We start from the raw sequence: 23,942 nt of genomic DNA on the forward strand, positions 1-23,942 counted from the left end.
CCGCCGCACCAGCACCACCCCAGCACCACCGGAAACGAGAACCACCCCATGAGCCCCACACGCACCAATGGGCTTCGCATCAAGTCCCCCGACCAGCTCGTCGCGGAATCGGGGGCGGACCTGGAGGGCCACGGCCTCAGGCGCACCATGGGGCTCTTCCAGCTCGTGTGCTTCGGCGTCGGCGCCATCGTCGGCACCGGCATCTTCGTCGGCCTCTCCGACTCGGTGGCCGAGGCCGGCCCCGCCGTCGCGGTCTCCTATGTCCTCGCGGCCGTGACCTGTATCTTCACCGCGTTCTCGTTCGCGGAGCTGGGTGGCGCGATCCCGGTCTCCGGCAGCTCGTACTCGTTCGCGTACGCCTCGCTGGGCGAGCGCACCGCGTTCCTCGTCGGCTGGTGCCTGCTCCTGGAGTACGGCGTCTCGGTCTCCGCGGTCGCGGTCGGCTGGAGCCAGTACCTGAACGAGCTGCTGCACAGCCTCACCGGCTGGGAGCTGCCCGCCGCGCTCTGCGCCGGGCCCGGCGAGGGCGGCGTCCTGAACCTGCCTGCCGTCGTCGTCATTCTGCTCGCCGCCGTCCTCCTGGTGCGCGGCATCCGCGAGAGCGCCGGCGCCACGGCGGCCATGGCGGTGCTCAAGATCGGCATTCTGCTGCTCTTCCTCGCCATCGCGTTCACCGCGTTCGAGGACGGCAACCTCACGCCCTTCGCGGGCGCGGGCGTCTCCGGCATCACCGCGGGCGCCTCGCTCGCCTTCTTCTCCTTCATCGGCTTCGACGCGGTGACCACGGCCGGCGAGGAGGTGAAGAACCCGCGGCGCAACATCCCCCTCGCCATCTTGATCTGCATCGGCGTCGTCACGCTGCTCTACGTCGCCGTGGCGCTCGCGGCCATCGGCGCGCTCGGCTCGGACGCCGTCGCGGACAAGCCCGCCGCCCTCTCGCTCGTCGTCAACCAGGTCACCGACTCGACCGTCGGCGGCGGCATCATCGCCTTCGGCGCGGTCGTCGCCATCGCCTCCGTGGTGCTCGCCGTGATGTACGGCCAGACCCGCATCCTGATGTCGATGTCCCGCGACGGCCTCGTGCCGCGCGTCTTCGAACGTGTCTCGCCGCGGACCGCGACACCGGTCGCGGGCACCTGGATCGTCGCGGCGGTCGTCGCCGTGCCCGCCGCCTTCTCGTCGCTCGACGTCGTGGTCAACCTGACCACGATCGGCACCCTGGCGATCATGGCCGTGGTGAACGTGGCGGTGCTCGCGCTGCGCCGCTCGGCCCCGGAGCTGCGCCGCACCTTCCGCGTGCCGCTGTACCCCGTCAGCCCGGTCCTCGGCGTGGGCTTCTGCCTCTATCTGATCTGGGGCACGGGCTGGACGACCTGGCTGCAGTTCGCCGTGTTCCTCGTGGTGGGCGCCGTGGTCTACGCGCTCTACGGCCGCGGCCACTCGCGGCTCGGCCGGGGCGAGGTCCCGGTCAGTGCCGGGGGCGCGGGGGAGTCGCGGGAAGCGTGAACCAGACCGCCTTGCCGGACGCGGTGGGGCGGTGGCCGCAGGACGAGCTGAGGGTGCGGATCAGGAGCAGGCCGCGCCCGTGCTCCTGCCAGGGGTCCGGCTCGCCGGGCGGCTCCGGGGCGGTGAGGTCGCCGGGCGGCAGCGGGTTGGAGTCGTGCACCTCGACCTGGCAGCCGGTCGGCAGCAGCTCGATCACCAGCTCTATGGGGTCCTGTCCCGCGGTGTGCTCGACGGCGTTCGCGACCAGCTCGGCGGTGAGGAGCTCGGCGGTGTCGGTGTCGGCGGACATCTCGATGTCGTTGAGCGCCGTACGGACCAGGGCGCGCGCGACCGGCACCGCCGCCGCGGTGTGCGGCAGCGCGATGCGCCAGGAGGCGGGGAAGGGGGGCTCGTGCAAGGCGGGTCCGTTCAGGGCAGGCAAGCGGTCCTGCTTTCAACCGTACGAATCCTAAGCGGTGTGGCGGCAGGGTCGACGGGCGGGCGTTCCAGGGACCTAGGACCCGGTGTCAGGAGTCAGTGCCGTTTCGCCGTCGCATGGCTGGTGTATCGCGCACTCCTGACGACAGTCACAGAAGAGTGATAACTTCGAGAGTGGCGCCACTCCAGCCCCGAGGCCGAGGAGGCCGCACCTGATGAGTCCCTTCACCGGCTCCGCGACCCGCACCCCCGACTGGCGGCACCTGCGACTCGCCGTCGACGAAGGGGTCGCCACGGTCACCCTCGCCCGCCCCGACAAGCTCAACGCCCTCACCTTCGGCGCCTACGCCGACCTGCGCGACCTGCTCGCCGAGCTCTCCCGCGACCGGTCCGTGCGCGCGCTCGTGCTCGGCGGCGAGGGCCGCGGCTTCTGCTCGGGCGGCGACGTCGACGAGATCATCGGTGCCACGCTCGCCATGGACACCGCCCAGCTCCTCGACTTCAACCGCATGACCGGCCAGGTCGTCCGGGCGATCCGGGAGTGCCCCTTCCCGGTCGTCGCCGCCGTGCACGGGGTGGCGGCGGGCGCCGGCGCGGTCCTCGCCCTCGCCGCGGACTTCCGCGTCGCGGACCCCTCCGCCCGCTTCTCCTTCCTCTTCACCCGGGTCGGCCTCTCCGGCGGCGACATGGGCGCCGCCTATCTGCTGCCGCGCGTCGTCGGCCTCGGCCACGCCACCCGGCTCCTCATGCTGGGCGAACCGGTCCGCGCCCCCGAGGCCGAACGGATCGGCCTCATCAGCGAGCTGACGGAGGAGGGCAGGGCCGCCGAGGCCGCGCAGACCCTGGCGCGCCGCCTCGCCGACGGCCCCGCCCTCGCGTACGCGCAGACGAAGGCGCTGCTCACCGCCGAGCTGGACATGCCGCTCGCCGCCTCCGTCGAACTGGACGCGGCCACCCAGGCCCTCCTCATGAACGGCGAGGACTACGCCGAGTTCCACGCGGCCTTCACGGAGAAGCGCCCGCCGAAGTGGCAGGGGCGGTGACCATGGCCACCGCCCACCGGATCGCCGTCATCGGCGGCGGCCCCGGCGGTCTCTACGCCGCCGCGCTGCTCAAGCGCCTCGACCCCGCCCGCGAGGTGACCGTCTGGGAGCGCAACGCCCCCGACGACACCTTCGGATTCGGCGTCGTCCTCTCCGACGAGACCCTCGGCGGCATCGAGCACGCCGACCCCGCCGTGTACGCCGCGCTCCAGGCCGAGTTCGTGCGCTGGGACGACATCGACATCGTGCACCGCGACCGGCGGCACACCTCCGGCGGCCACGGCTTCGCTGCGCTCGGCCGCCGCAGGCTCCTGGAGATCCTGCACGAGCGCTGCCGCGGCCTCGGCGTCGAGCTCCGCTTCCGCACCGAGGCACCCCCCGCCGCCGAGCTGTCCACGGCGTACGACCTGGTCGTCGCCGCGGACGGCGTGCACAGCCTCACCCGCGAGGCGCACGCCGACGTCTTCCGGCCGAGCCTCACGACGCACCGCTGCCGCTACACCTGGCTGGCCGCGGACTTCGCCTTCGACGCGTTCCGGTTCGAGATCGCCGAGACCGAGCACGGCGTGATGCAGCTGCACGGCTATCCGTACTCCCGCGACCCCGACGCCTCCACCGTCATCGTCGAGATGCGCGAGGAGGTCTGGGAGGCCGCGGGCTTCGCGGAGCTCGACGAGCGCGAGTCCACCGAACGCTGCGCCAAGATCTTCGCCGACGCGCTCGGCGGCCGCCCACTGCGCGGCAACAAGTCCGCCTGGATCAACTTCCGCACGGTCGTCAACGAACGCTGGTCCCACGGCAACACGGTCCTGATAGGCGACGCCGCCCACACCGCGCACTTCTCCATCGGCTCCGGCACCAAGCTCGCCGTCGAGGACGCCCTCGCGCTCGCCGCCTGCCTCCGGGAACAGCCCGACATCCCGAGCGCCCTCACGGCGTACGAGACGGAGCGCCGCCCCGTCGTCGCCTCCACCCAGCGTGCGGCCCGCGCCAGCCTGGAGTGGTTCGAGCGGCTGCCGGACCACCTGGACCAGCCGCCCCGCCAGTTCGCGTTCAACCTCCTCACCCGCAGCCGCCGCGTCACCCACGACAACCTCCGGCTGCGCGACGCGGAGTTCACCCGCGCCGTCGAGCGCGACTTCGGCTGCCCCGAAGGCACCCCGCCGATGTTCACGCCCTTCCGGCTGCGCGACCTGACCCTCCGCAACCGCGTCGTCGTCTCCCCGATGGACATGTACTCCGCCGTGGACGGCGTCCCCGGCGACTTCCACCTGGTGCACCTGGGCGCGCGGGCACTCGGCGGCGCGGGCCTGGTGATGACCGAGATGGTGTGCGTCAGCGAGCGCGGCCGCATCACGCCGGGCTGCGCCGGCCTCTACACCGCCGAACAGGCCGAAGCCTGGCGCCGCGTCACCGACTTCGTCCACGCGCAGGCGCCCGGCACGGCGATCGGCGTCCAGCTCGGCCACTCGGGCCGCAAGGGCTCCACGCGGCTGATGTGGGAGGGCATCGACGAGCCGCTGCCCGACGGCAACTGGCCGCTCGACGCCGCCTCACCGCTCCCGTACAAGCCGTACAGCCAGACCCCCCGTGAACTCTCCCGCGCGGGACTGACCGAGATCCGCGAACAGTTCGTCGCGGCGGCCCGGCGCGCCGACCTCGCCGGGTTCGACCTCCTCGAACTGCACTGCGCCCACGGCTATCTGCTCTCCGGCTTCCTCTCCCCGCTCACGAACCACCGCACGGACGCGTACGGCGGCTCCCTCCGGGCCCGCCTCCGCTTCCCCCTCGAAGTCTTCGACGCGGTACGGGAGGTGTGGCCGGACGGCAGGCCCATGACGGTCCGTATCTCCGCCACCGACTGGGCCGAAGGCGGCACCACGGCGGCCGACGCCGTCGAGATCGCCCGCGCGTTCGCGGCGCACGGGGCCGACGCGATCGACGTGTCGACGGGCCAGGTGGTCTCCGACGAGCGCCCCGCGTTCGGCCGCTCCTACCAGACGCCGTACGCCGACCGCATCCGCAACCGCACCGGCATCCCCGTGATCACGGTCGGCGCCGTCTCCTCCTGGGACGACGTCAACTCCCTGCTCCTCGCCGGCCGCGCGGACCTCTGCGCCCTCGCCCGCCCGCACCTCTACGACCCGCACTGGACCCTGCACGCCGCCGCCGAACAGAACTACGCGGGTCCGGGCGTGAGCTGGCCCGTGCAGTACCGCGCGGGCAGCCGGCGGCCCCAGACGGGACGCACGGACGCCCCCAAGCCGAGGCTGACCCTGGGCGGCTGAGCGCCCGCATCAGTGCGGCGCGGTGATCCTGACCTCGGCCACCGTGCCGTCACCGCGCAGCACCAGCGTGCCCGGCCCGTCCCGGCGTACGCAGTCGAGGCGGCCGAGCGGAGCCTCCGGCCCGTCCTGTCCGCCGACAGCGATCCCCTCCGTGACGGCCATGACGAGCAGGGTCTCGCCCGCCTCGCTCGCCGTCTCCGTGTCTCGTCCGGCGGTGACGGTGACGATCCGCACGCGGGCCGTCGCGCGGCCTCTGCGGGTCATCACGTTCAGGTTGCGCACCGCGCCGCCCACCAGCCGGCAGTCCGTCGCCGCGTCACCGGGAAAGGCGAAGGGCCGCAGTGGCTCGACGGGGCGCGGTGCGGCCCCGGCCACGGTCAGCAGCATGCCGTCGCCCTCGACCGGGGTGATCACGCGGTCGGTTCCGGGGAACACCGAGAAGGGGCCGTCCCCGGCCACGTCAGCGACGCTCACCCGCCAGTCCGTGCCGTCCGCGACCTCCCTGGTCGTCCCGCCGCCGTTCTTCCACGGCACGGCGCGGTACTCGCTCCAGCGCAACACGTCCTCGCCCACCCGCCGCCTCCTGCCCGACACATGATCACGAATCCGGGGTCAGCCTATGCGGGGCGCACGAACAGCGCCCCGGCCTCCCGCAGCCGGCCGTCCAGCGCCGCGAACACCGCGGCGGAGCGGTCCCCCGGCCAGTCGGCGGGGAGCAGGTCGGCGGGCAGGCCGGGGTCGGCGTAGGGGAGTTGGCGCCAGGAGTCGAGGGCGAGGAGGTAGTCGCGGTACGCCTCCTCGGGCGGCGGGGGAGCGTCCTTGCGGGTCTCCCAGGAGCGCAGCACCGGTTCGTGGCGGTCGAGGAACGCCTCGTGCTGTTTGGCCAGGGACGACAGGTCCCACCAGCGCGCGACCGCCTCCGCCGTCGGGGCGAAGCCCAGGTGCTCGCCGCGGAACAGGTCGACGTACGGGGCGAGGTGGAGGCGTTCCAGGGTGTGCCTGGTCTCCTCGTAGAGGTGCGCCGGGGCGATCCAGACGCCCGGCGCCGCCGTGCCGAAGCCGAGGCCCGCGAGGCGGGAGCGCAGCACGTGCCGCTTCTGGCGCTCGGCCTCGGGCACGGAGAAGACGGCGAGGACCCAGCCGCCGCCCCGCCGCGCGACCTCGGTGCCGTAGATGCGGCGGTCGCCGTCGTCCAGGAGCTGGCGCGCGTCGGGCGAGAGCGCGTAGCCCGCGGCGCCCGTCGCCGTGCGCGCGGGCATGAGCAGGCCGCGCCGCTTGAGCCGGGACACCGACGACCGCACCGACGGCGCGTCCACGCCGACCGGCGCGAGGAGGCGCACCAGCTCGGCCACCGGGACGGGACCGGGCGCGGCCCGGCCGTAGGCGCCGTAGAAGGTGACGATCAGGGACCGTGGGGTGTGCTGCTCGGACACGTGATCACTCTACGGGCCCGGTTCCGCCGGGGACGCGGCGCGCAGCCGGAACCGCTGCAGCTTCCCCGTCGCCGTCCTCGGCAGGGCGTCCAGGAAGACGATCTCGCGCGGGCACTTGTACGGCACCAGCTCTCCCTTGACGAACTCGCGCAGCCGGTCGGCGTCGGGCGTCGCGCCTTCGCGCAGGACCACATGGGCCACGACCACCTGCCCGCGCAGCTCGTCGGGGCGCCCCACGACCGCGGTCTCGACGACGTCGGGGTGGCGAAGCAGGGCCTCCTCGACCTCGGGGCCCGCGACGTTGTAACCGGCCGAGATGATCATGTCGTCGGCGCGGGCGACATAGCGGAAGTAGCCGTCGGCGTCGCGGACGTAGGTGTCGCCGGTGATGTTCCAGCCGTGCCGTACGTACTGGAGCTGGCGGTCGTCGGCGAGGTAGCGGCAGCCCACCGGGCCGCGCACGGCGAGCAGTCCGGGCTCGCCGTCCGGTACCGGGGCGCCGGAGTCGTCGACCACGCGCGCGTGCCATCCGGGCACGGGGCGTCCCGTCGTGCCGGGCCTGATGTCGTCGTCGGCGGCGGAGATGAAGATGTGCAGCAGCTCCGTGGCGCCGATGCCGTTGATGATGCGGTGTCCGGTGCGCCGGTGCCAGGCCTGCCAGGTGGCCGCGGGGAGGTTCTCCCCGGCCGAGACGCAGCGGCGCAGCGAGGAGATGTCGTGCCCGTCCAGCTGGTCGAGCATCGTGCGATAGGCGGTCGGCGCGGTGAAGAGCACCGAGATCCCGTGCCGTCCGATGGCGGGCAACAGCTGCTTGGGTCCGGCCTGTTCGAGCAGGACCGACGACGCGCCGAAGCGCAGCGGGAAGATGACGAGGCCGCCGAGTCCGAAGGTGAAGCCGAGCGGCGGGCTGCCCGCGAAGACGTCGTCGGGCACCGGCTTGAGGACGTGCCGCGCGAAGGTGTCGGCGATGGAGAGCACGTCGCGGTGGAAGTGCATGCACCCCTTGGGCCGGCCCGTCGTGCCGGAGGTGAACGCGATGAGCGCGACGTCGTCGGCCGCGGTGTCGACCGCCGCGTAGACCGCCGGTTGCCGGGCGGCACGCACGAGCAGATCGTCGGGACCCTCTCCGCCGTACGTGGTGACGCTCAGCCCCGGCACCCCGGCCTTGATCAGGTCGTCCACCGACCGGATGTCGCAGAGCGCGTGCCGCACCTCGGCGATCCCGCACATGGTGGCGAGCTCCTGCGAGCGCTGCTGGGCGAGGACGGTCACGGCGACCGCGCCCGCCTTCATCACGGCGAGCCAGCAGGCCGCGAGCCACGGTGTGGTGGGCCCGCGCAGCAGGACGCGCTCGCCGGGCCGCACGCCGAGCTCGTCGGTCAGCACGTGCGCGATCCGGTCGACGTGCTCCCGCAGCAGGCCGTACGTCCAGGTCTCGCCGGACGCGGTGTGGAAGGCGGGGCGCTCGGCGCCGAACCGCTCGGCGGACCGGTCCAGGAGCTCCGCGCCGCAGTTGAGGCGGGCGGGGTAGTGCAGCTCGGGGCGGTCGTGGACCAGTGCGGGCCACTGCTCGCGCGGCGGGAGGTGGTCCCGGGTGAACGTGTCGACGTGGCCGGACGGTGTCTGCCCCGGTTCGGCCGGATTGCCGGTGGGTTCCATGGCGGCTCTGCCCCCTTGCCTGCCGGACGGGCGCTGTGGTGGGCTCGCTCCATGAGCGTATCGTGATGGTGACGACAGTCAACGGTGCGCGATAAAGAGGGGACCGGGATGACGGCATTCTCGCTCAATCCTGAACAAACCGCCCGTTGCGCGGAGCTGCGCACGCTCGCGGCGGAGCGGTTGCGCCCGTTGGCGGAGAAGGGCGAGCCGGGCCAGGTGAACCGCCCGCTGGTGGCGGCACTGGGCGAACTCGGCTTGCTGGATGTGCTGTTCGAGGGGGACGAAGGCCCCCCAGGGGCGCGGGGCGGTGACATGAGCGGCTCCGCCGCAGGGGCGCGACCAGCCCCGTCCGACCCGCGGATCGGAACCGGCCCCCACAGCGGAGCGTCCGGCACTCTCGACCTCTGCCTGACCCGCGAGTCCCTCGCCTACGCCTGCACGGAGGCGGAGACGGCCTTCGCCCTGCAAGGCCTCGGCGCCCACCCCGTCCACACCCACGGCAGCCCCGCCCAGCGGGAACAGTGGCTGCCGCAGGTCCGCCGCGGCCACGCCGTCGCCGCCTTCGCGCTCTCCGAGCCGGGCGCCGGCTCCGATGCGGCGGCCCTGCACCTCGCCGCGGCGGCCGACGGCTCCGGCGGCTGGCGCCTCACCGGCGAGAAGTGCTGGATCTCGAACGCCCCCGAGGCCGACTTCTACACCGTCTTCGCCCGTACGTCCCCCGGCGCGGGAGCCCGTGGCGTCACCGCGTTCCTGGTCCCCGCCGACCGCGCGGGCCTCACCGGCACCCCCCTCGACATGCTCTCCCCGCACCCGATCGGCGCCCTCGCCTTCGACGGCGTACGGGTCACCAAGGACGACGTGCTCGGCGAGGTGGACCGCGGCTTCCGGGTCGCGATGACCACGCTCAACCGGTTCCGGCCGAGCGTCGGCGCGTTCGCGGTCGGCATGGCGCAGGCCGCGCTCGACGCCACCCTGGCCCACACCGCCGAACGGACCGCGTTCGGCGGCCCGTTGAAGGATCTGCAGGCCGTCGCCCACCAGGTCGCCGAGATGGCCACGCGCACGGAGGCGGCCCGTCTCATGGTGTACGCGGCAGCGGCGGCGTACGACAGGGAAGGGCCCCAGGGCCCCGGCATCGCCCGGCGCGCCGCGATGGCGAAACTCATCGCCACGGAGACCGCCCAGTACGTGGTCGACGCGGCCGTCCAGCTGCACGGGGCTCGCGCGCTGCGCCGCGGGCACCTCCTCGAACACCTCTACCGCGAGGTGCGGGCGCCCCGCATCTACGAGGGGGCGAGCGAGGTCCAGCGCACGATCATCGCCAAGGAGCTGTACGCCCGACCGGACGCGCAGCCGCACACCCAGCCGGAGGAGCCGCCCGCATGAGCAGCCTGGACCGCGTCAACCCCGCCGAACTCTCCCCGCCCAAGGGCTTCTCGCACGCCGTCACCGCCACCGGTTCCCGGCTCGTCTTCCTCGCCGGGCAGACCGCGCTGGACGGCGAGGGCAAGGTCACCGGCGCCACCCTGCCCGAGCAGTTCGAGCGGGCGCTGACCAACCTCCTCACCGCCCTGCGCCACGCCGGCGGCACCCCGGCCGACCTCGCCCGCGTCACCGTCTACGCCACGGACGTCGCCGACTACCGCGCCTGCGCGCCCGAACTGGGCCGCATCTGGCGCCGGTTGGCGGGCCGTGACTACCCGGCGATGGCGGTGGTGGGCGCCGTACGCCTGTGGGACGAATCCGCGCTGGTGGAGCTGGACGGAGTGGCGGTGCTCGACTGAGCGCCGGGCCCGCTTCCGGTTTCCGTCCCTATTCACCGGCCCTCGCCATGATGGGCGGAATGCCGGATTCCGGGTGAGTGCGGGGAATCCGCGGGTACTCGACGACGACCGCGGCCAATGGGGCCGCGGATGACGGAACGTCGAGTGTTCCGCGGGAGGGATGACCACGTGCGTTCGAGAAGGGTTACGGCTGTCATCGGAGCGACCGTGCTGTCGGCGGCGCTGCTGTCGAGCTGCGGCGACAGCGACGACGGAGGCGGCTCCGACAAGCCGTTCGCCGGGGACAGCGCCGACCAGATCGCCGCCAAGGCGGTGAAGGCCACCAAGGGCGCCGACTCCATGCGCATCAAGGGCGACATGCGGCAGAACGGCAAGCCGGTGAGCGTGGACATCGCGGTCGACCAGGAGAAGAACTGCGAGGGGACGATCGGCACCGAGGGCTCGAAGGCCGAGGTGCGGCACACGAACGCCACCTTGTACATGCGCGGCAACGAGGAGTACTGGAAGACCGCTCTGAAGGGCCGGTCGGGCTCCGACAAGGTGCTGTCGAAGGTCGTCGACAAGTGGGTGAAGATGCCCGCCGACGACGCCTCCACCTCGGGCCTGTGCGACAAGCAGGGCCTGGTCGCGTCGATGGACGAGAACAAGTCCGAACGCAAGGGCATGAAGAAGGGCGACACGACGTCCGTCGACGGCAAGGACGCGATCGCCCTGACGAAGAAGGGCTCCGGCGGCGAGACGAACACGATGTACGTCGCCACGGAGGGCAAGCCGTACATCCTCCGCGTCACCACCAAGGGGGGCGACACCCCCAATGACGCGACGTTCGGCGACTACGGCAAGCCGGTGAGCCCGAAGGCCCCGGACAAGGGCGAGACGGTCGACCTCAAGGAACTCGCCGCTTCCGGTCAGTAGTCGGCGGGGCGGTACCGGAACACCGGCATGGGCGTGGCGTCCGACGCCACGCCCATGCCCGCGCACGGCCTCCCGGGGCTCAGATGTCCCGGAACGTCTCGATCTGCGCCCCCACCGAGTTCAGCCGCTCCGCCAGGTCCTCGTAACCGCGGTTGATCACGTACACGTTGCGCAGGACCGAGGTGCCCTCCGCCGCCATCATGGCGAGCAGGACGACCACGGCGGGGCGCAGTGCGGGCGGGCACATCATCTCGGCGGCGCGCCAGCGGGTGGGGCCCTCCACCAAGACCCGGTGCGGGTCGAGGAGCTGGAGGCGGCCACCGAGGCGGTTGAGGTCCGTGAGGTAGATCGCCCGGTTGTCGTAGACCCAGTCGTGGATCAGCGTCTTGCCCTGCGCCGCAGCCGCGATGGCCGCGAAGAAGGGGACGTTGTCGATGTTCAGGCCCGGGAACGGCATCGGGTGGATCTTGTCGATGGGCGCCTCCAGCTTGGAGGGGCGCACGGTGAGGTCGATGAGGCGGGTGCGGCCGTTGTCCGCCGCGTACTCCGCCGACCGGTCGTGGTCGAGGCCCATCTCCTCCAGGACCGCGAGCTCGATCTCCAGGAACTCGATCGGCACCCGGCGCACCGTCAGCTCGGACTCCGTGACCACGGCGGCCGCGAGGAGGCTCATCGCCTCGACCGGGTCCTCGGAGGGGCAGTAGTCGACGTCGACGTCGATGGTGGGCACGCCGTGCACGGTCAGCGTGGTCGTGCCGATGCCCTCGACCTCGACGCCCAGCGCCTCCAGGAAGAAGCAGAGGTCCTGGACCATGTAGTTCGACGAGGCGTTGCGGATCACCGTCGTGCCGGCGCTGCGCGCGGCGGCGAGCAGGGCGTTCTCGGTGACGGTGTCCCCGCGCTCGGTGAGGACGATGGGCCGGTCGGGGGTGACGTCGCGCGCCACCTCGGCGTGGTACAGCCCCTCGGTCGCCGCGATGTCCAGGCCGAACCGGCGCAGCGCGATCATGTGTGGCTCGATCGTGCGGGTGCCGAGGTCGCAGCCGCCGGCGTAGGGCAGCTTGAAGTGGTCCATGCGGTGCAGCAGCGGACCGAGGAACATGATGATCGAGCGGGTGCGGCGCGCGGCCTCCGCGTCGATCGCGTCCATCTCCAGCTTGGCGGGCGGCACGATCTCCAGGTCGACGCCGTCGTTGATCCAACGGGTGCGCACGCCGATGGAGTTGAGCACCTCCAGGAGGCGGTACACCTCCTCGATCCGGGCGACGCGGCGCAGCACCGTGCGGCCCTTGTTGAGGAGGGACGCGCAGAGCAGCGCCACGCACGCGTTCTTGCTCGTCTTGACGTCGATGGAGCCGGAGAGCCGGCGGCCGCCGACGACTCGCAGATGCATGGGGCCCGCGTACCCGAGCGAGACGATTTCACTGTCGAGAGCCTCGCCGATTCGGGCGATCATCTCAAGGCTGATGTTCTGGTTGCCCCGCTCGATGCGGTTCACGGCGCTCTGGCTGGTGCTGAGCGCCTCGGCGAGCTGCGTCTGTGTCCAGCCCCTGTGCTGCCGGGCGTCACGGATGAGCTTGCCGATGCGTACGAGGTAGTCGTCTGCCATGAGTCGCAGGCTATCTCAGATATGAGATGAAGCGCGCGTCGGGGTAGGCCATTCGAGGAGCCGCCGTCCGGGGGGCCTTTCGGCCCCTTCCCCGCGCGGCAGTTCAGCCGCAACCGCACGAGGCGTGCCGCCCGCCGTGCACCGACGTGAACGCCGTGGGCCGGGGCCCCGCCGCCGCCCGCGTCACTCGGGCGGCGGCCGCGCGTCCTGCCGACGACTCGGCGTCGTGCACCACTGTGCCCCCGACGAGCGTGAGGCGCACGTCGACCGAGCTGATATCGGCCACCGGACACCGCGTCACATCGCGGTCGAGCACGACGAGATCGGCCGCCTTCCCCTGCTCGACGGTCCCGGTGATGTGCTCCATACGAAGTTGACGCGCGGTGCCCGAGGTGTGCATGAGCAGGGAAGACGTACGACTGATGCCCTCCTGCGCGCGGTAGAGGTCGCCCTCGCCCTCCATGCCCGTACGGTCGATCGCGGTGCGTATCTGGTTCCAGACCTGCAGAGGGTCGACCGGCCAGTCCGAGCCACCCGCGAGCGCCGCGCGCCGCTTTTCGAGGCTGCGCGCCGGGTACTGCCACCGGTGCCGTTCCGCGCCGATGTAGGGCAGCAGTGCGTCCATGGTCCAGGTGTTGCGGGCGGCCCACTGGAGCTGCAGACAGGCGACGACGCCGAGCGCGGCGAAGCGGGGAAGGTCGGCGGGGTCGACCAGTTGGAGGTGCGCCGTGGTGTTGCGGAGATCACGGCGGCCCGTCTTCCGCAGGGCGTACGCGTATCCGTCGAGGGAGGTGCGCACGGCGCGGTCGCCGATGGCGTGGGCGTGCATCTGCCAGCCCTCGGCGTTGAAGGCGGCGCTCAGCCGTCCGTAGTCGGCGGCGGACACGTACAGGTCGCCGCGGTGGCCGGTCGGCCTGCCGTCCTTGTCGAGGTAGGGCTCCAGGAGGGCCGCGGTCTGCGCCGGGTGCTCGATGACGCCGTCGAGGAAGACCTTGACCGTGCCGAAGCGCAGTCCGCGTACGTCCTCGAACTCCGCGCGCAGCTCCTTCGCGTACGCCACCGCGGCGGCCGGATCCTTCGTCAGCCCGGTCTCGACGCGCAGGGCGGGCACGATGCGCTGGAGCAGCCGCCCCGACTCGGCGAGCCGCTGATAGAGCTTCAGCTCCGGCCGCCCCACCACGGCTTCCATGAAGGTGGTGATCCCGGACGCGGCGGCCTCGGCGAGAGTTTTCGCCGCGGCTTGCGCCAACCGTGTCTCGTCGGGCTCGGGGATGTGCCGGGAGACGAGCGGCTGGGCGTCGTCCTTGAGCACCCCGGTCGGCTTCCCGTCCGCGCCCTTCACGATCCTGCCGCCGACCGGGTCCGGGGTGGACGCGGTGATCTTCGCGATGTCCAGGGCGCGCTGATTGGCCCACAGGTTGTGCCCGTCGCCGCCGCGCAGCGCGATGGGGCGCCGCGTCGGCAGGGCGTCGAGCATGGTGTGGTGCGGGGCGGTGCCGTGCGGCAGGAGCCCGACCGGGTTCCAGTCCTCCACGACCAGCCACCCGTCCGGCTCCTGTTCCGCCGAGTCCTGGAGGAACCCCGTCAGCGTCTTCCGCAGCTCCTCGACGGTCTGCTCGGCGCCGCCCAGCGAAGGCCGCAGCGAACGGCTCGCGGCGTCCATCGGATGGGCGTGCCCGTCGTGGACGCCGCTCATGACGGTGCCGCCCCGCGCGTCCACGACGTCGGTGTCACGGCCCACGAAGCGCTTGACGGCGGCGTCCGTGCCGACGGCGAGGATCCGCCCGTCCCGCCCGACCGCCACCGCCTCGTGCCGGGCGCGGCTCGAAGTACCGGTGAACACACGGGCGTTGTGCACGACGAGGGCGGCCGACCGGCGCCGGGACGAGGCGGCGGCGCCGGGCGCGCCGACGGTGACGGCGGCCCCGGCGGCCCCGGCGGCGGCCAGGAGGCCGCGCCGGGAGAGGGCAGAGGACCGGGAGAGGGCAGAGGACGAAGACGCGTACGACGGGGACACGACCACACTCCAACGGATGGCGGTGACGGATAGAGGTGGAGGGAACCCTCGACGAGTAATCCGTTAACCAGAACCCGCCGCCGACGACGGATTCCGTACGATGTGCCGCGTGCCAGGGCCGACTCTCGCCGACATAGCCCGCGCCGCGGAGGTCTCGACGGCGACGGTCTCGCACGCCCTCAACGGCACCGGCAGGATCGGCGAGGCCACCCGCCGCCGCGTCCGCGAGACCGCGACACGGCTCGGCTACGGCGCCCCGGGCCCGCCGCGCTCCCGCACGCTGGGCATCGCCGTCACCACCTTCGCCACCGCCTGGAACTACACGGAGATCGCCTACTTCTCACGTGCCGTCACGGCCGCCACCTCGGCCGCCCACGCGCGCGGCTACGCCCTCACCACGCTGCCCGCCGACCGCGCCGCCGACGACTCCTGGCACGGCCTCGCCGTCGACGGCATGCTGATCATGGACAGTCCGCGCGGCGACCCGATGGTCCGCGCGCTGCGCGCCCGCGGCATCCCGCTGGTCTTCGACGGCGTGCCCGGCGACCCGCGCCCCGGCGACCACTGGGTCGACAACGACCACGAGGCGACCACCCGAACGGTCCTCGACCACCTCGCCGCCTCCGGCGCCCGCCGGATCGCCCTCCAGTCCGGCAACGGCGACGAGCACTACGCCCGCGCGGTGACGGCGGCGTACGAGCGCTGGTGCGGCGAGCGCGGCGCGGCCCCGCTGATCGTGCCCTTCGACGCGGCCGACACCCACGGGCGCGCGTTCGACACGCTGTTGGGGACCCGCGACACCGGCGCCCGTGACCGCCCCGACGCCGTCTACGCCGCGTACGACCCGGGCGGCCGCCAACTGCTCGCCGCCGCGGCCCGGCACGGTCTGCGCGTCCCGGACGACCTGCGCGTGGTGTGCGCGAGTGAGGACCCTGCCTACGCGACGACCGCACCGCCCGTGACCACGGTGACCCTCGACCCGGAGCGGACCGCGCGCGCCGCCGTCGCACTCCTCGTCGGCCTGATCGAGGACGGCGGCGCCGGGCCGGGACCCGTGGTCGTACCCGCGCGACTGCTGGTCCGTGAGTCGTCGGGCGGCGGCCGAGGGGCTGACCCGGCGGCGGGACCGTCCACGTGACCGCGGGGTCCGGCCCGCCCCGGAATCACGCCTCCCGTACGACCGTCACGACTCCTGTACGACCCCGGCGACCACCGAGCGGACCACCTTCCGGACGGCGTCCCGCGAGGCGTCCTCGCGTCCCGCGAAGAGCAGGTGCCCGCTCCCGACGAGCGTGAACGCGAGCGTGTCGGTGTCGGAGTCCGGGGCGAGGCGGCCGAGTTCGCGCTCCGCCGCGAGGTAGCCCGCGAGCGCGGCCCCCGCCTCGGTGAGGAGGGGGACACCGGTCGGCGTGGTCCGCCGCAGTCGGGCCCGGAGCGCGTCCCGTGACGTGATCAGGCCAAGGACGCCCAGGGCGACGGGCCCGAACAGGTCCGTCAGCGCGTCGGTGACGTTGTCGACGACGGTGCCCGTCCCCGCGGCCGCCCGCAGCGCCGCGCCCCGCTCCTCGACCCCGCGGACGCGGTCGAGCACCAGCTCGGCGAGGAACGCGTCGAAGTCGGCGAAGTGCCGGTGCAGGACACCCTTGGCGCACCCCGCCTCCGTGGTGACCGCGCGGCTCGTCAGCGCGTTCGGTCCGGCCCGGAGCAAGACGCGCTCGGCGGCGGCGAACAGCTGCTCGCGCACATCACGGATGGCTACTCCTGTCGGCACGGGTACCTCCCTTGACGAGTGGGCATGTGCCCACCAGAGTGGGCGCATGCCCACTATCCCGGGGAACGACCCCCACCGCCACCGTCGGATGGCGGAATCCTTCGGCGTGGACGCCGAGCGCTACGACCGGACGCGCCCCCGCTACCCGGACGCCCTGGTGGACCGCGTGGCGTGCCGTGCGGACACCGGCCGCCCGCCCGCCGTCCTGGACGTCGGCTGCGGTACCGGCATCGCTGCCCGGCAGTTCCGCGCGGCGGGCTGCACCGTGCTCGGCGTGGAGCCCGACGAGCGGATGGCGGACTTCGCGCGGCGGCTCGGCGTCCCGGCCGAGGTGGCGACGTTCGAGGCCTGGGACCCCGCGGGCCGGGAGTTCGACGTGGTGGCCGCCGGCCAGTCCTGGCACTGGGTGGACCCGGTCGCGGGAGCGGCCAAGGCCGCGCGGGTGCTGCGGCCCGGGGGCCGTCTCGTGGTGTTCTGGAACGTGCCCGAGCCGCCGCCCGCCGTCGCCGAGGCGTTCGCCGACGCCTACGAGAGCGTGGCTCCCGACTCGCCGATCGACGTCCGCGCGACACCGAATCGGGCCGGGGACGGCTACTGGTCGCTGCTCACCAAGGCCGCCGACGGCATCCGCGGGACGGGCGCGTTCGGCGAGCCCGAGCAGTGGCACGTCGACTGGGAGGCGACGTACACAAGGGAAGCCTGGCTGGACCAGCTGCCGACACAGGGCGCCCTCACCCGGCTCCCGCCGGACGACGTGGCCCGGGTCCTCGACACGGTCGGCGCGGCCGTCGACGCGATGGGCGGCAGCTTCCCGATGCGGTACGCGACGGTGGCACTGACGGCGGAGCGCCTGGCCGGAGGCACCGGCCGATGAACACCGACAACACAGGCCCGGAGATGATCGCCGTCCCGCCGGGACGGGTCACGCTGTCGGACCGCCGGACGCGGCGCAGCTGGCAGGTCGAGGTCGCGCCCTGTCTGCTGGGGGCGTTCCCCGTCACGCAGCAGCTGTACGGGGCGGTCACCGGGGAGTGGCCCGGCGCCACCCCAGGAGACCGGCTGCCGGTCGAGGGAGTCTCCTGGTGGGACGCGGTCCGCTTCTGCAACGCGCTGTCGCTGCGCGACGGACACACCCCCGCGTACCGCCTGGGCCCGGACGAGACCGTCGAGTGGGACTCGACCGCCGACGGCTACCGGCTGCCGACCGAGGCCGAGTGGGAGCACGCCTGCCGCGCGGGCACCACGGGACCGCACTACGCCCCGCTCGACGAGATCGCCTGGTACCGCGGCAACTCGCAGGAGCGTCTCCATGAGGTCGGCGGCAAGCGCCCCAACGCGTGGGGCCTGTACGACATGCTCGGCAACGTCTGGGACTGGTGCTGGGACGTCTACGACGCCGAGATCTACGGCTCCTACCGCGTCCTGCGCGGCGGCGGCTGGTTCGACGAACACTGGAGCTGCCGCTCCTCGGCCCGCCGCCGCAGCCATCCGACCTATCGGGTGGACGACGTGGGCTTCCGGGTGGCGCGGTCGTCGGCCCGCTGAGCTGGCATCACGTACCCGGCGTATCGCGCGACGTCACCCGGGGTCAGCCGCGGACGCCGAAGTCGAGGCGGTCCGTGAGACCGGCGGCGGCGAAGGCGGCGACGAGCTCGTCGCGGCCCTCGGTGAAGTGGGCCCAGCTGTCGTAGTGGACGGGCACCACGCGGCCGGCGTCGAGGATCGTCGCGGCCTCCGCGGCCTGGGCGCTGTCCAGGACGATCAGCTCGCCGTCGAAGACATCGGGGAAGCGGGGTGCTCCGGCGAAGAGGAGCGCCGTGTCCACCGGGGCGAAGCGCTCGGCGATGTCCTTGACCGCGTCGAGCGAGGCGTTGTCGCCGCTGACGTAGACGGTGGGCAGGCCCTCGCCGGTCAGGACGAATCCGACGACCTCGCCGCAGATCGGCTCGACCTGCTCGCGCGGGCCGGGGCCGTGGATGGCGGGCACTCCGGTCACGGTGACCGTGCCGGGCCCGCCGTCCCTGCGCTCCAGCTCGACCGACTGCCAGTCGGCGAGGCCGGTGGCGGTCTCCCCGAGACGCTCCCCGCCGCCGGGAGTGGTGAGCGTCAGCGGGACGTCGGCGAGGAGGGCACGGCCGGAGGTGTCGAGGTTGTCGGCGTGCTCGTCGTGCGAGAGCAGGACCACGTCGACGCGGCCGAGATCGGCGGGGCTGCCGGCGGCCGCCGCCGTCTTGGTCAGCACGACAGCCGGTGCCGGGTGGTCGCCGGGGCCGTCGAAGGTCGGGTCGGTGAGAAAGCGCAGGCCGCCGTAGTCGAAGAGGGCGGTCGGGCCGCCGAAGACGCGGACGGGGAACGGGGTGGCCTGCGGGGTTGGGGAAGACATGAAAAAGATTCCTCACGGATAGGTGGCGTATTAACCGTGAGGCGACAGTACCCATGTCTCACGGATGAAAGCAACCCGTACCATGAGAGGCATGGAAGAGTTCGTGACGGAAGAAGCCGCGGAAGCAGCCGCAGGGGGAGCCGAGGCGGAGGCCGCAGAAGAAGTCGCCCTCCCGTCGGCGCCGGGCGAGGCGGAGCACCCCGCCCTGGCCCTGGCGAACAGCGCGGTGGCCCTGCCCGGTGGGCACACGTCCGACCTTCTGGGGACCCCGGCGCGGGCCGAGCAGTGGCTGGTGCGGCGCGATCTCGCCCCGGTCGGCACGGGTTTGGCGGAGGTGTGTGCGACGCAGCTGCGCTCGTTGCGCGAGCAGGTCAGGTCGCTGCTGGCTTCGCGCGTCGCAGGGCAGCCGGCGCTGCCCGCCGCCGTCGCGGCGGTCAATGACGCGATGACCCGCGTCCCGACCGCGTCACTGCTGGTGTGGGACGAGAAGACCGGTCCGTACCGCGCCACACCCCACCCGACCACCGCGATCGTCGAGCACGCCCTCGCGGTCATCGCCGCCGACGCCGCCGACCTGCTCACCTCTCCCGAGGCCGCCCGGCTGACCGCCTGCGCGTCCCCGCCCTGCAACCGCTTCCTGGTCAGGCACGGGCGCCGCCAGTGGTGCTCCACCCGCTGCGGCGACCGCGTGCGCGCCGCCCGCGCCTATGCCCGCCGCACCACGGGGGAGTGAGCGGGCGCATCGACGGGGTGCGGGCAGGCTGGACCTGTCGCAGCGAAGACCGAGTGTTCTCGTCGGACGTTGAGCGGTGCCGGCATCAGGAGGACACGGTCAAGGCCAACGAGGCGACGGCGGTGGCGAAGTAGAAACCGGGAAACGCGAGGTTGTAGAGCACGCGGGCGCGCAGATGGAAGGCGAGCGCGCCCAGGTAGAGCAGGACGAGACCGCAAGCTGCAGCGGCACCGAGGGGGCGCAGTGCCGCATCGAAGAGGCCGAGGAGGAGGCCCGCCGCGCCAGCCAGCTTGAGGGCGGCCAGCCGGGGCAGCCAGGACCGGGGGACACCCACCTCCGCCGAGTTGGCCAGCACGAAGCGCGCCCCGGCGAGGTCGGCTGCGGCGATACCGGCGTTGACAGCGGCGGTGAGCAAGGTGACGACGAGGAATGCGAGCTGGATACCGGTCATGCCTTCAGGGTCCGCAGGCACTTCGGCGCCGTCCAATACCTGCTTCTATAACCTGGTGGCATGGACGTGGACACACGCCGGCTTCGGTACTTCGCCGCAGTGGCGGAGGAGGGCAGCCTGACCGGGGCGGCGCACAAGCTGTTCGTCTCGCAGCCCGCGCTGACCAAGCAGATCCGGCGTTTGGAGGACGATCTCGGGGTGCCGCTCTTTGCTCGTTCGCGGTCCGGGATGGCGCTGACCGAGGCCGGTCGAGAGCTCGCCGCGCGGGTGCCCGCACTGCTGGACGGCTGGGACGAGACGGTGGAGGCAACCGGCCGGGCGGCGCGGACGCTGCGCCTGGGCTTCCTGGACGCGGGCGCCGTGGGCGCCGTCCACGAGGTCATCGCCGAGTTCCGCCAGGCGCAACCGGCGTGGCGGGTGAGCCTGCGCCAGTTCGACTGGTCCGACCCGAGTGCCGGCCTGGCCCGGGGCGAAGTGGATGCGGCAGTGGTGCGTTTGCCGTTTCCGGGGCAGGAGCGGCTGAACGTACGGGAGTTGTTCGTCGAGGAGCGTGGGGTGCTGCTGCCGGCTCGACATCCGCTGGCGAACAGCGGGACGGTGGAGTTCCGGGAGCTGTGGGACGAGCCCTTCGTCGCGGCCGGAGCCGAGACCGGAGCCTGGAGGGAGCACTGGCTGGCGACGGAGGAGCGGGAAGGGCACCCGGTCCAGGTCGGCGCCGTCACCAGCCGGCCCGACGAGTGGCTCGGAGCGGTGGCTGCCGGCTGCGTGGCGCTGGCCCCGGCGTCGGCGGCCCGTTTCCATTCCCATCCGGACGTGGTGTTCCGTCCGGTCCGCGGGGTCCCACCGAGCCGGGTAGGGCTGGCCCGACCACCGGGCCGGACACGCAAGGTGGCGCTGGACGAGCTGCTGGAGGCCATCGTGCGGCGGTTGAGCCGGAGCTGACGGCGGGGCCGAAAGACCGCCGGCACGCCGCCCGGCCGGACCGACGCCACTCCCGTCGGCAGCCGCCTTCGCTGCGACAGGTCAGGCTGCCGCGCCTCGTCGTACACAGGGGTGATGTACTAGAGTTATCTCGACATCGAGATATCTGCCGAGGCGCACCAGAAGCCGCCACTCGGTAAGGGTTACCTAACTAAGCCTTACCTTAGCGGATCGACGAGGAGTCGTGGCGGCAGGATGTGACGGAACGCGCACAAAAATGAAGGAGACTGTCGTGTCGGCGAACAGCTTCGACGCCCGCAGCACGCTGCGCGTGGGCGACGAGTCGTACGAGATCTTCAAGCTGGACAAGGTCGAGGGCTCCGCACGCCTTCCCTACAGCCTGAAGGTGCTTCTGGAGAACCTGCTCCGTACCGAGGACGGCGCGAACATCACCGCCGACCACATCCGCGCGCTCGGCAACTGGGACTCCCAGGCTCAGCCGTCGCAGGAGATCCAGTTCACCCCGGCCCGCGTGATCATGCAGGACTTCACCGGCGTCCCGTGCGTCGTGGACCTGGCGACCATGCGTGAGGCCGTGAAGGAGCTCGGCGGCGACCCGGCGAAGATCAACCCGCTGGCCCCGGCCGAGCTGGTCATCGACCACTCCGTCATCGCCGACAAGTTCGGCACCGCCGACGCGTTCGGCCAGAACGTCGAGCTGGAGTACGGCCGCAACAAGGAGCGCTACCAGTTCCTGCGCTGGGGCCAGACCGCCTTCGACGAGTTCAAGGTCGTCCCCCCGGGCACCGGCATCGTCCACCAGGTCAACATCGAGAAGCTGGCCCGGACCGTCATGGTCCGTAACGGCCAGGCGTACCCCGACACCCTCGTCGGCACCGACTCGCACACCACCATGGTCAACGGCCTCGGTGTGCTGGGCTGGGGCGTCGGCGGCATCGAGGCCGAGGCCGCGATGCTGGGCCAGCCGGTCTCCATGCTCATCCCGCGCGTCGTCGGCTTCAAGCTGACCGGTGAGCTGCCCGCCGGCACCACCGCCACCGACCTGGTGCTGACCATCACCGAGATGCTGCGCAAGCACGGTGTCGTCGGCAAGTTCGTCGAGTTCTACGGTGAGGGCGTCGCCGCCACCTCCCTCGCGAACCGCGCCACCATCGGCAACATGTCGCCCGAGTTCGGCTCCACCGCCGCGATCTTCCCGATCGACGACGAGACGCTGAAGTACCTGCGCCTGACCGGCCGTGACGAGCAGCAGGTCGCGCTCGTCGAGGCGTACGCCAAGGAGCAGGGCCTCTGGCTGGACCCGGCCGCCGAGCCCGACTTCTCGGAGAAGCTGGAGCTCGACCTCTCCACGGTCGTCCCCTCCATCGCCGGTCCGAAGCGTCCGCAGGACCGCATCGTCCTCGCCAACGCCGCCGAGCAGTTCAAGACCGACGTCCGCAACTACGTGGACAGCGTGGACGAGGCGGGCAAGGAGTCCTTCCCGGCCTCCGACGCCCCGGCCACCACGAACGGCGTCCCGTCGAACCCGGTCCTCGTGACCGCCCCCGACGGCTCGACGTACGAGCTGGACCACGGCGCCGTCACCGTCGCCGCGATCACCTCCTGCACCAACACCTCGAACCCGTACGTGATGGTCGCCGCCGCGCTCGTCGCGAAGAAGGCCGTCGAGAAGGGTCTGACCCGCAAGCCCTGGGTCAAGACCACCCTCGCCCCCGGCTCGAAGGTCGTCACCGACTACTTCGACAAGGCCGGCCTCACCCCGTACCTCGACAAGGTCGGCTTCAACCTCGTCGGCTACGGCTGCACCACCTGCATCGGCAACTCGGGCCCGCTGCCCGACGAGGTCTCGAAGGCCGTCAACGACCACGACCTGGCCGTGACGTCCGTCCTCTCCGGCAACCGGAACTTCGAGGGCCGCATCAACCCCGACGTCAAGATGAACTACCTGGCGTCCCCGCCGCTGGTCGTCGCCTACGCCCTCGCCGGCTCGATGAAGATCGACATCACGACCGAGGCGCTCGGTGTCGACCAGGACGGCAACCCGGTCTACCTCAAGGACGTCTGGCCCTCCGAGGCCGAGGTCAACGACGTCGTCGCCAACTCCATCGGCGAGGACATGTTCAACAAGTCCTACCAGGACGTCTTCGCGGGCGACGCCCAGTGGCAGGCCCTCTCCATCCCGACCGGCAACACCTTCGAGTGGGACACCGAGTCGACGTACGTCCGCAAGCCCCCGTACTTCGAGGGCATGACCATGGAGACCACCCCGGTCTCCGACATCACGGGCGCCCGCGTCCTCGCCAAGCTGGGCGACTCGGTCACCACCGACCACATCTCCCCGGCCGGTGCGATCAAGGCCGACACCCCGGCCGGCAAGTACCTGACGGAGCACGGCGTGCAGCGCCGCGACTTCAACTCGTACGGCTCGCGCCGCGGCAACCACGAGGTCATGATTCGCGGCACGTTCGCGAACATCCGCCTGCGCAACCAGATCGCGCCGGGCACCGAGGGCGGCTTCACGCGTGACTTCACGCAGGAGGACGCGCCGGTCTCGTTCATCTACGACGCCTCGCGCAACTACATCGAGCAGGGCATCCCGCTGGTCGTCCTCGCGGGCAAGGAGTACGGCTCCGGCTCGTCCCGCGACTGGGCCGCCAAGGGCACCGCGCTCCTCGGCGTCAAGGCCGTCATCGCCGAGTCGTACGAGCGCATCCACCGCTCGAACCTCATCGGCATGGGCGTCCTGCCGCTCCAGTACCCGGAGGGCCAGACCGCCTCGTCCCTCGGCCTGACCGGCGAGGAGACCTTCTCCTTCACCGGCGTGACCGAGCTGAACAACGGCTCCACGCCGCGTACGGTCAAGGTCACCACCGACACGGGTGTCGAGTTCGACGCGGTCGTCCGCATCGACACGCCCGGTGAGGCGGACTACTACCGCAACGGCGGCATCATGCAGTACGTGCTGCGCAGCCTGATCCGCAAGTAGGCTTA

Annotated in this window: 21 protein-coding genes; 12 read left to right on the top strand and 9 right to left on the bottom strand. The window is 72.3% G+C overall.

Going from position 1 to position 23,942, the window contains the following annotated elements; all coding sequences use genetic code 11:
• Positions 1–48: 48 nt before the first annotated feature.
• Entirely contained in the window at positions 49–1,506 is a 1,458-nt protein-coding gene (locus tag ACZ7LU_RS01270) for an amino acid permease (RefSeq protein WP_471915290.1), read from the top strand.
• On the opposite strand, the gene ACZ7LU_RS01275 is transcribed toward ACZ7LU_RS01270, so the two are convergent.
• Positions 1,469–1,918 (bottom strand): ATP-binding protein, encoded by a 450-nt coding sequence (locus tag ACZ7LU_RS01275; RefSeq protein WP_398306050.1) that lies wholly within the window; start codon positions 1,916–1,918, stop codon positions 1,469–1,471. The genes ACZ7LU_RS01270 and ACZ7LU_RS01275 overlap by 38 nt on opposite strands.
• 220 nt (positions 1,919–2,138) lie before the next feature.
• Here ACZ7LU_RS01275 and ACZ7LU_RS01280 point away from each other — a divergent pair, with 220 nt between their 5' ends.
• A complete protein-coding gene (locus ACZ7LU_RS01280) occupies positions 2,139–2,966 on the top strand; it encodes an enoyl-CoA hydratase family protein (RefSeq protein ID WP_398305536.1) in 828 nt (275 codons plus the stop codon).
• A gap of 2 nt (positions 2,967–2,968) precedes the next feature.
• Complete coding sequence (locus ACZ7LU_RS01285; protein ID WP_471915291.1) at positions 2,969–5,254, top strand: bifunctional salicylyl-CoA 5-hydroxylase/oxidoreductase; 2,286 nt, start codon at positions 2,969–2,971, stop codon at positions 5,252–5,254.
• Positions 5,255–5,263: 9 nt separating this feature from the next.
• On the opposite strand, the gene ACZ7LU_RS01290 is transcribed toward ACZ7LU_RS01285, so the two are convergent.
• Genes ACZ7LU_RS01290 through ACZ7LU_RS01300 form a run of 3 tightly spaced genes read right to left on the bottom strand, consistent with a single transcriptional unit; the run spans position 5,264 to position 8,346 of the window.
• The gene (locus ACZ7LU_RS01290; protein ID WP_471915292.1) at positions 5,264–5,827 is read right to left on the bottom strand and encodes a HutD/Ves family protein; all 564 of its coding nucleotides are present in this window, start codon (positions 5,825–5,827) and stop codon (positions 5,264–5,266) included.
• A gap of 44 nt (positions 5,828–5,871) precedes the next feature.
• Positions 5,872–6,687, bottom strand: a complete 816-nt coding sequence (locus ACZ7LU_RS01295; protein WP_471915293.1) for a PaaX family transcriptional regulator — start codon at positions 6,685–6,687, stop codon at positions 5,872–5,874.
• A 9-nt stretch (positions 6,688–6,696) separates the two neighbouring features.
• Complete coding sequence (locus ACZ7LU_RS01300; RefSeq protein WP_471915294.1) at positions 6,697–8,346, bottom strand: AMP-binding protein; 1,650 nt, start codon at positions 8,344–8,346, stop codon at positions 6,697–6,699.
• Between the two features lie 108 nt (positions 8,347–8,454).
• Here ACZ7LU_RS01300 and ACZ7LU_RS01305 point away from each other — a divergent pair, with 108 nt between their 5' ends.
• From ACZ7LU_RS01305 to ACZ7LU_RS01315, 3 genes are all read left to right on the top strand, one after another.
• Complete coding sequence (locus ACZ7LU_RS01305) at positions 8,455–9,732, top strand: acyl-CoA dehydrogenase family protein (RefSeq protein WP_471915295.1); 1,278 nt, start codon at positions 8,455–8,457, stop codon at positions 9,730–9,732.
• Positions 9,729–10,130 carry a RidA family protein gene (locus ACZ7LU_RS01310; RefSeq protein WP_468306282.1) on the top strand — a complete coding sequence of 134 codons (402 nt, stop codon included), beginning with the start codon at positions 9,729–9,731 and terminating at the stop codon, positions 10,128–10,130. Before ACZ7LU_RS01305 ends, ACZ7LU_RS01310 begins: the two co-directional genes overlap by 4 nt.
• Positions 10,131–10,298: 168 nt before the next feature.
• Positions 10,299–11,045, top strand: coding sequence for a hypothetical protein (locus ACZ7LU_RS01315; RefSeq protein WP_471915296.1), 747 nt, complete (start codon positions 10,299–10,301; stop codon positions 11,043–11,045).
• A 79-nt stretch (positions 11,046–11,124) separates the two neighbouring features.
• Here ACZ7LU_RS01315 and ACZ7LU_RS01320 read toward each other — a convergent pair whose 3' ends face one another.
• Together ACZ7LU_RS01320 and ACZ7LU_RS01325 are read right to left on the bottom strand one after the other, a co-directional pair.
• On the bottom strand, positions 11,125–12,654 hold the full coding sequence (locus ACZ7LU_RS01320) for a helix-turn-helix domain-containing protein (protein WP_398305560.1): 1,530 nt from the start codon (positions 12,652–12,654) through the stop codon (positions 11,125–11,127).
• Between the two features lie 103 nt (positions 12,655–12,757).
• The gene (locus ACZ7LU_RS01325) at positions 12,758–14,671 is read right to left on the bottom strand and encodes an amidohydrolase (protein WP_471915297.1); all 1,914 of its coding nucleotides are present in this window, start codon (positions 14,669–14,671) and stop codon (positions 12,758–12,760) included.
• Positions 14,672–14,771: 100 nt separating this feature from the next.
• On the opposite strand from ACZ7LU_RS01325, the gene ACZ7LU_RS01330 reads away from it, so the two are divergent.
• Complete coding sequence (locus ACZ7LU_RS01330; RefSeq protein ID WP_471915298.1) at positions 14,772–15,809, top strand: LacI family DNA-binding transcriptional regulator; 1,038 nt, start codon at positions 14,772–14,774, stop codon at positions 15,807–15,809.
• 45 nt (positions 15,810–15,854) lie between these two features.
• Here the strand turns inward: ACZ7LU_RS01330 and ACZ7LU_RS01335 are convergent, their stop codons facing one another.
• On the bottom strand, positions 15,855–16,442 hold the full coding sequence (locus ACZ7LU_RS01335; RefSeq protein WP_471915299.1) for a TetR/AcrR family transcriptional regulator: 588 nt from the start codon (positions 16,440–16,442) through the stop codon (positions 15,855–15,857).
• A 46-nt stretch (positions 16,443–16,488) separates the two neighbouring features.
• Here ACZ7LU_RS01335 and ACZ7LU_RS01340 point away from each other — a divergent pair, with 46 nt between their 5' ends.
• Both ACZ7LU_RS01340 and ACZ7LU_RS01345 read left to right on the top strand, forming a co-directional pair.
• Positions 16,489–17,316 carry a class I SAM-dependent methyltransferase gene (locus ACZ7LU_RS01340; protein WP_471915300.1) on the top strand — a complete coding sequence of 276 codons (828 nt, stop codon included), beginning with the start codon at positions 16,489–16,491 and terminating at the stop codon, positions 17,314–17,316.
• Positions 17,313–17,987 carry a formylglycine-generating enzyme family protein gene (locus tag ACZ7LU_RS01345; RefSeq protein ID WP_471915301.1) on the top strand — a complete coding sequence of 225 codons (675 nt, stop codon included), beginning with the start codon at positions 17,313–17,315 and terminating at the stop codon, positions 17,985–17,987. Before ACZ7LU_RS01340 ends, ACZ7LU_RS01345 begins: the two co-directional genes overlap by 4 nt.
• A gap of 43 nt (positions 17,988–18,030) precedes the next feature.
• Here the strand turns inward: ACZ7LU_RS01345 and ACZ7LU_RS01350 are convergent, their stop codons facing one another.
• On the bottom strand, positions 18,031–18,825 hold the full coding sequence (locus ACZ7LU_RS01350) for an MBL fold metallo-hydrolase (RefSeq protein ID WP_471915302.1): 795 nt from the start codon (positions 18,823–18,825) through the stop codon (positions 18,031–18,033).
• A 91-nt stretch (positions 18,826–18,916) separates the two neighbouring features.
• Here ACZ7LU_RS01350 and ACZ7LU_RS01355 point away from each other — a divergent pair, with 91 nt between their 5' ends.
• Positions 18,917–19,558 (top strand): CGNR zinc finger domain-containing protein, encoded by a 642-nt coding sequence (locus ACZ7LU_RS01355; RefSeq protein ID WP_471915303.1) that lies wholly within the window; start codon positions 18,917–18,919, stop codon positions 19,556–19,558.
• A gap of 85 nt (positions 19,559–19,643) precedes the next feature.
• Here the strand turns inward: ACZ7LU_RS01355 and ACZ7LU_RS01360 are convergent, their stop codons facing one another.
• The gene (locus ACZ7LU_RS01360) at positions 19,644–20,009 is read right to left on the bottom strand and encodes a DoxX family protein (protein WP_471915304.1); all 366 of its coding nucleotides are present in this window, start codon (positions 20,007–20,009) and stop codon (positions 19,644–19,646) included.
• 60 nt (positions 20,010–20,069) lie between these two features.
• Between ACZ7LU_RS01360 and ACZ7LU_RS01365 the strand changes: the two genes are divergently transcribed.
• Both ACZ7LU_RS01365 and acnA read left to right on the top strand, forming a co-directional pair.
• Positions 20,070–20,951 (top strand): LysR family transcriptional regulator, encoded by an 882-nt coding sequence (locus ACZ7LU_RS01365; RefSeq protein WP_471915305.1) that lies wholly within the window; start codon positions 20,070–20,072, stop codon positions 20,949–20,951.
• A 271-nt stretch (positions 20,952–21,222) separates the two neighbouring features.
• Positions 21,223–23,937 carry an aconitate hydratase AcnA gene (gene acnA, locus ACZ7LU_RS01370; protein WP_471915306.1) on the top strand — a complete coding sequence of 905 codons (2,715 nt, stop codon included), beginning with the start codon at positions 21,223–21,225 and terminating at the stop codon, positions 23,935–23,937.
• Positions 23,938–23,942: the final 5 nt, after the last annotated feature.

The organism is Streptomyces sp. NPDC039462, from assembly GCF_055639375.1.

What these genes read in the sequence shown, in the direction of transcription:
- ACZ7LU_RS01300 (WP_471915294.1), bottom strand. Translation starts at nt 8,346, where the DNA reads ATGGAACCCACCGGCAATCCGGCCGAACCGGGGCAGACACCGTCCGGC.
- ACZ7LU_RS01285 (WP_471915291.1), top strand. Translation starts at nt 2,969, where the DNA reads ATGGCCACCGCCCACCGGATCGCCGTCATCGGCGGCGGCCCCGGCGGT.
- ACZ7LU_RS01350 (WP_471915302.1), bottom strand. Translation starts at nt 18,825, where the DNA reads ATGTCTTCCCCAACCCCGCAGGCCACCCCGTTCCCCGTCCGCGTCTTC.
- ACZ7LU_RS01310 (WP_468306282.1), top strand. Translation starts at nt 9,729, where the DNA reads ATGAGCAGCCTGGACCGCGTCAACCCCGCCGAACTCTCCCCGCCCAAG.
- ACZ7LU_RS01320 (WP_398305560.1), bottom strand. Translation starts at nt 12,654, where the DNA reads ATGGCAGACGACTACCTCGTACGCATCGGCAAGCTCATCCGTGACGCC.
- ACZ7LU_RS01365 (WP_471915305.1), top strand. Translation starts at nt 20,070, where the DNA reads ATGGACGTGGACACACGCCGGCTTCGGTACTTCGCCGCAGTGGCGGAG.
- ACZ7LU_RS01355 (WP_471915303.1), top strand. Translation starts at nt 18,917, where the DNA reads ATGGAAGAGTTCGTGACGGAAGAAGCCGCGGAAGCAGCCGCAGGGGGA.
- ACZ7LU_RS01330 (WP_471915298.1), top strand. Translation starts at nt 14,772, where the DNA reads ATGTGCCGCGTGCCAGGGCCGACTCTCGCCGACATAGCCCGCGCCGCG.
- ACZ7LU_RS01360 (WP_471915304.1), bottom strand. Translation starts at nt 20,009, where the DNA reads ATGACCGGTATCCAGCTCGCATTCCTCGTCGTCACCTTGCTCACCGCC.
- ACZ7LU_RS01280 (WP_398305536.1), top strand. Translation starts at nt 2,139, where the DNA reads ATGAGTCCCTTCACCGGCTCCGCGACCCGCACCCCCGACTGGCGGCAC.
- ACZ7LU_RS01340 (WP_471915300.1), top strand. Translation starts at nt 16,489, where the DNA reads ATGCCCACTATCCCGGGGAACGACCCCCACCGCCACCGTCGGATGGCG.
- ACZ7LU_RS01270 (WP_471915290.1), top strand. Translation starts at nt 49, where the DNA reads ATGAGCCCCACACGCACCAATGGGCTTCGCATCAAGTCCCCCGACCAG.
- ACZ7LU_RS01305 (WP_471915295.1), top strand. Translation starts at nt 8,455, where the DNA reads ATGACGGCATTCTCGCTCAATCCTGAACAAACCGCCCGTTGCGCGGAG.
- ACZ7LU_RS01345 (WP_471915301.1), top strand. Translation starts at nt 17,313, where the DNA reads ATGAACACCGACAACACAGGCCCGGAGATGATCGCCGTCCCGCCGGGA.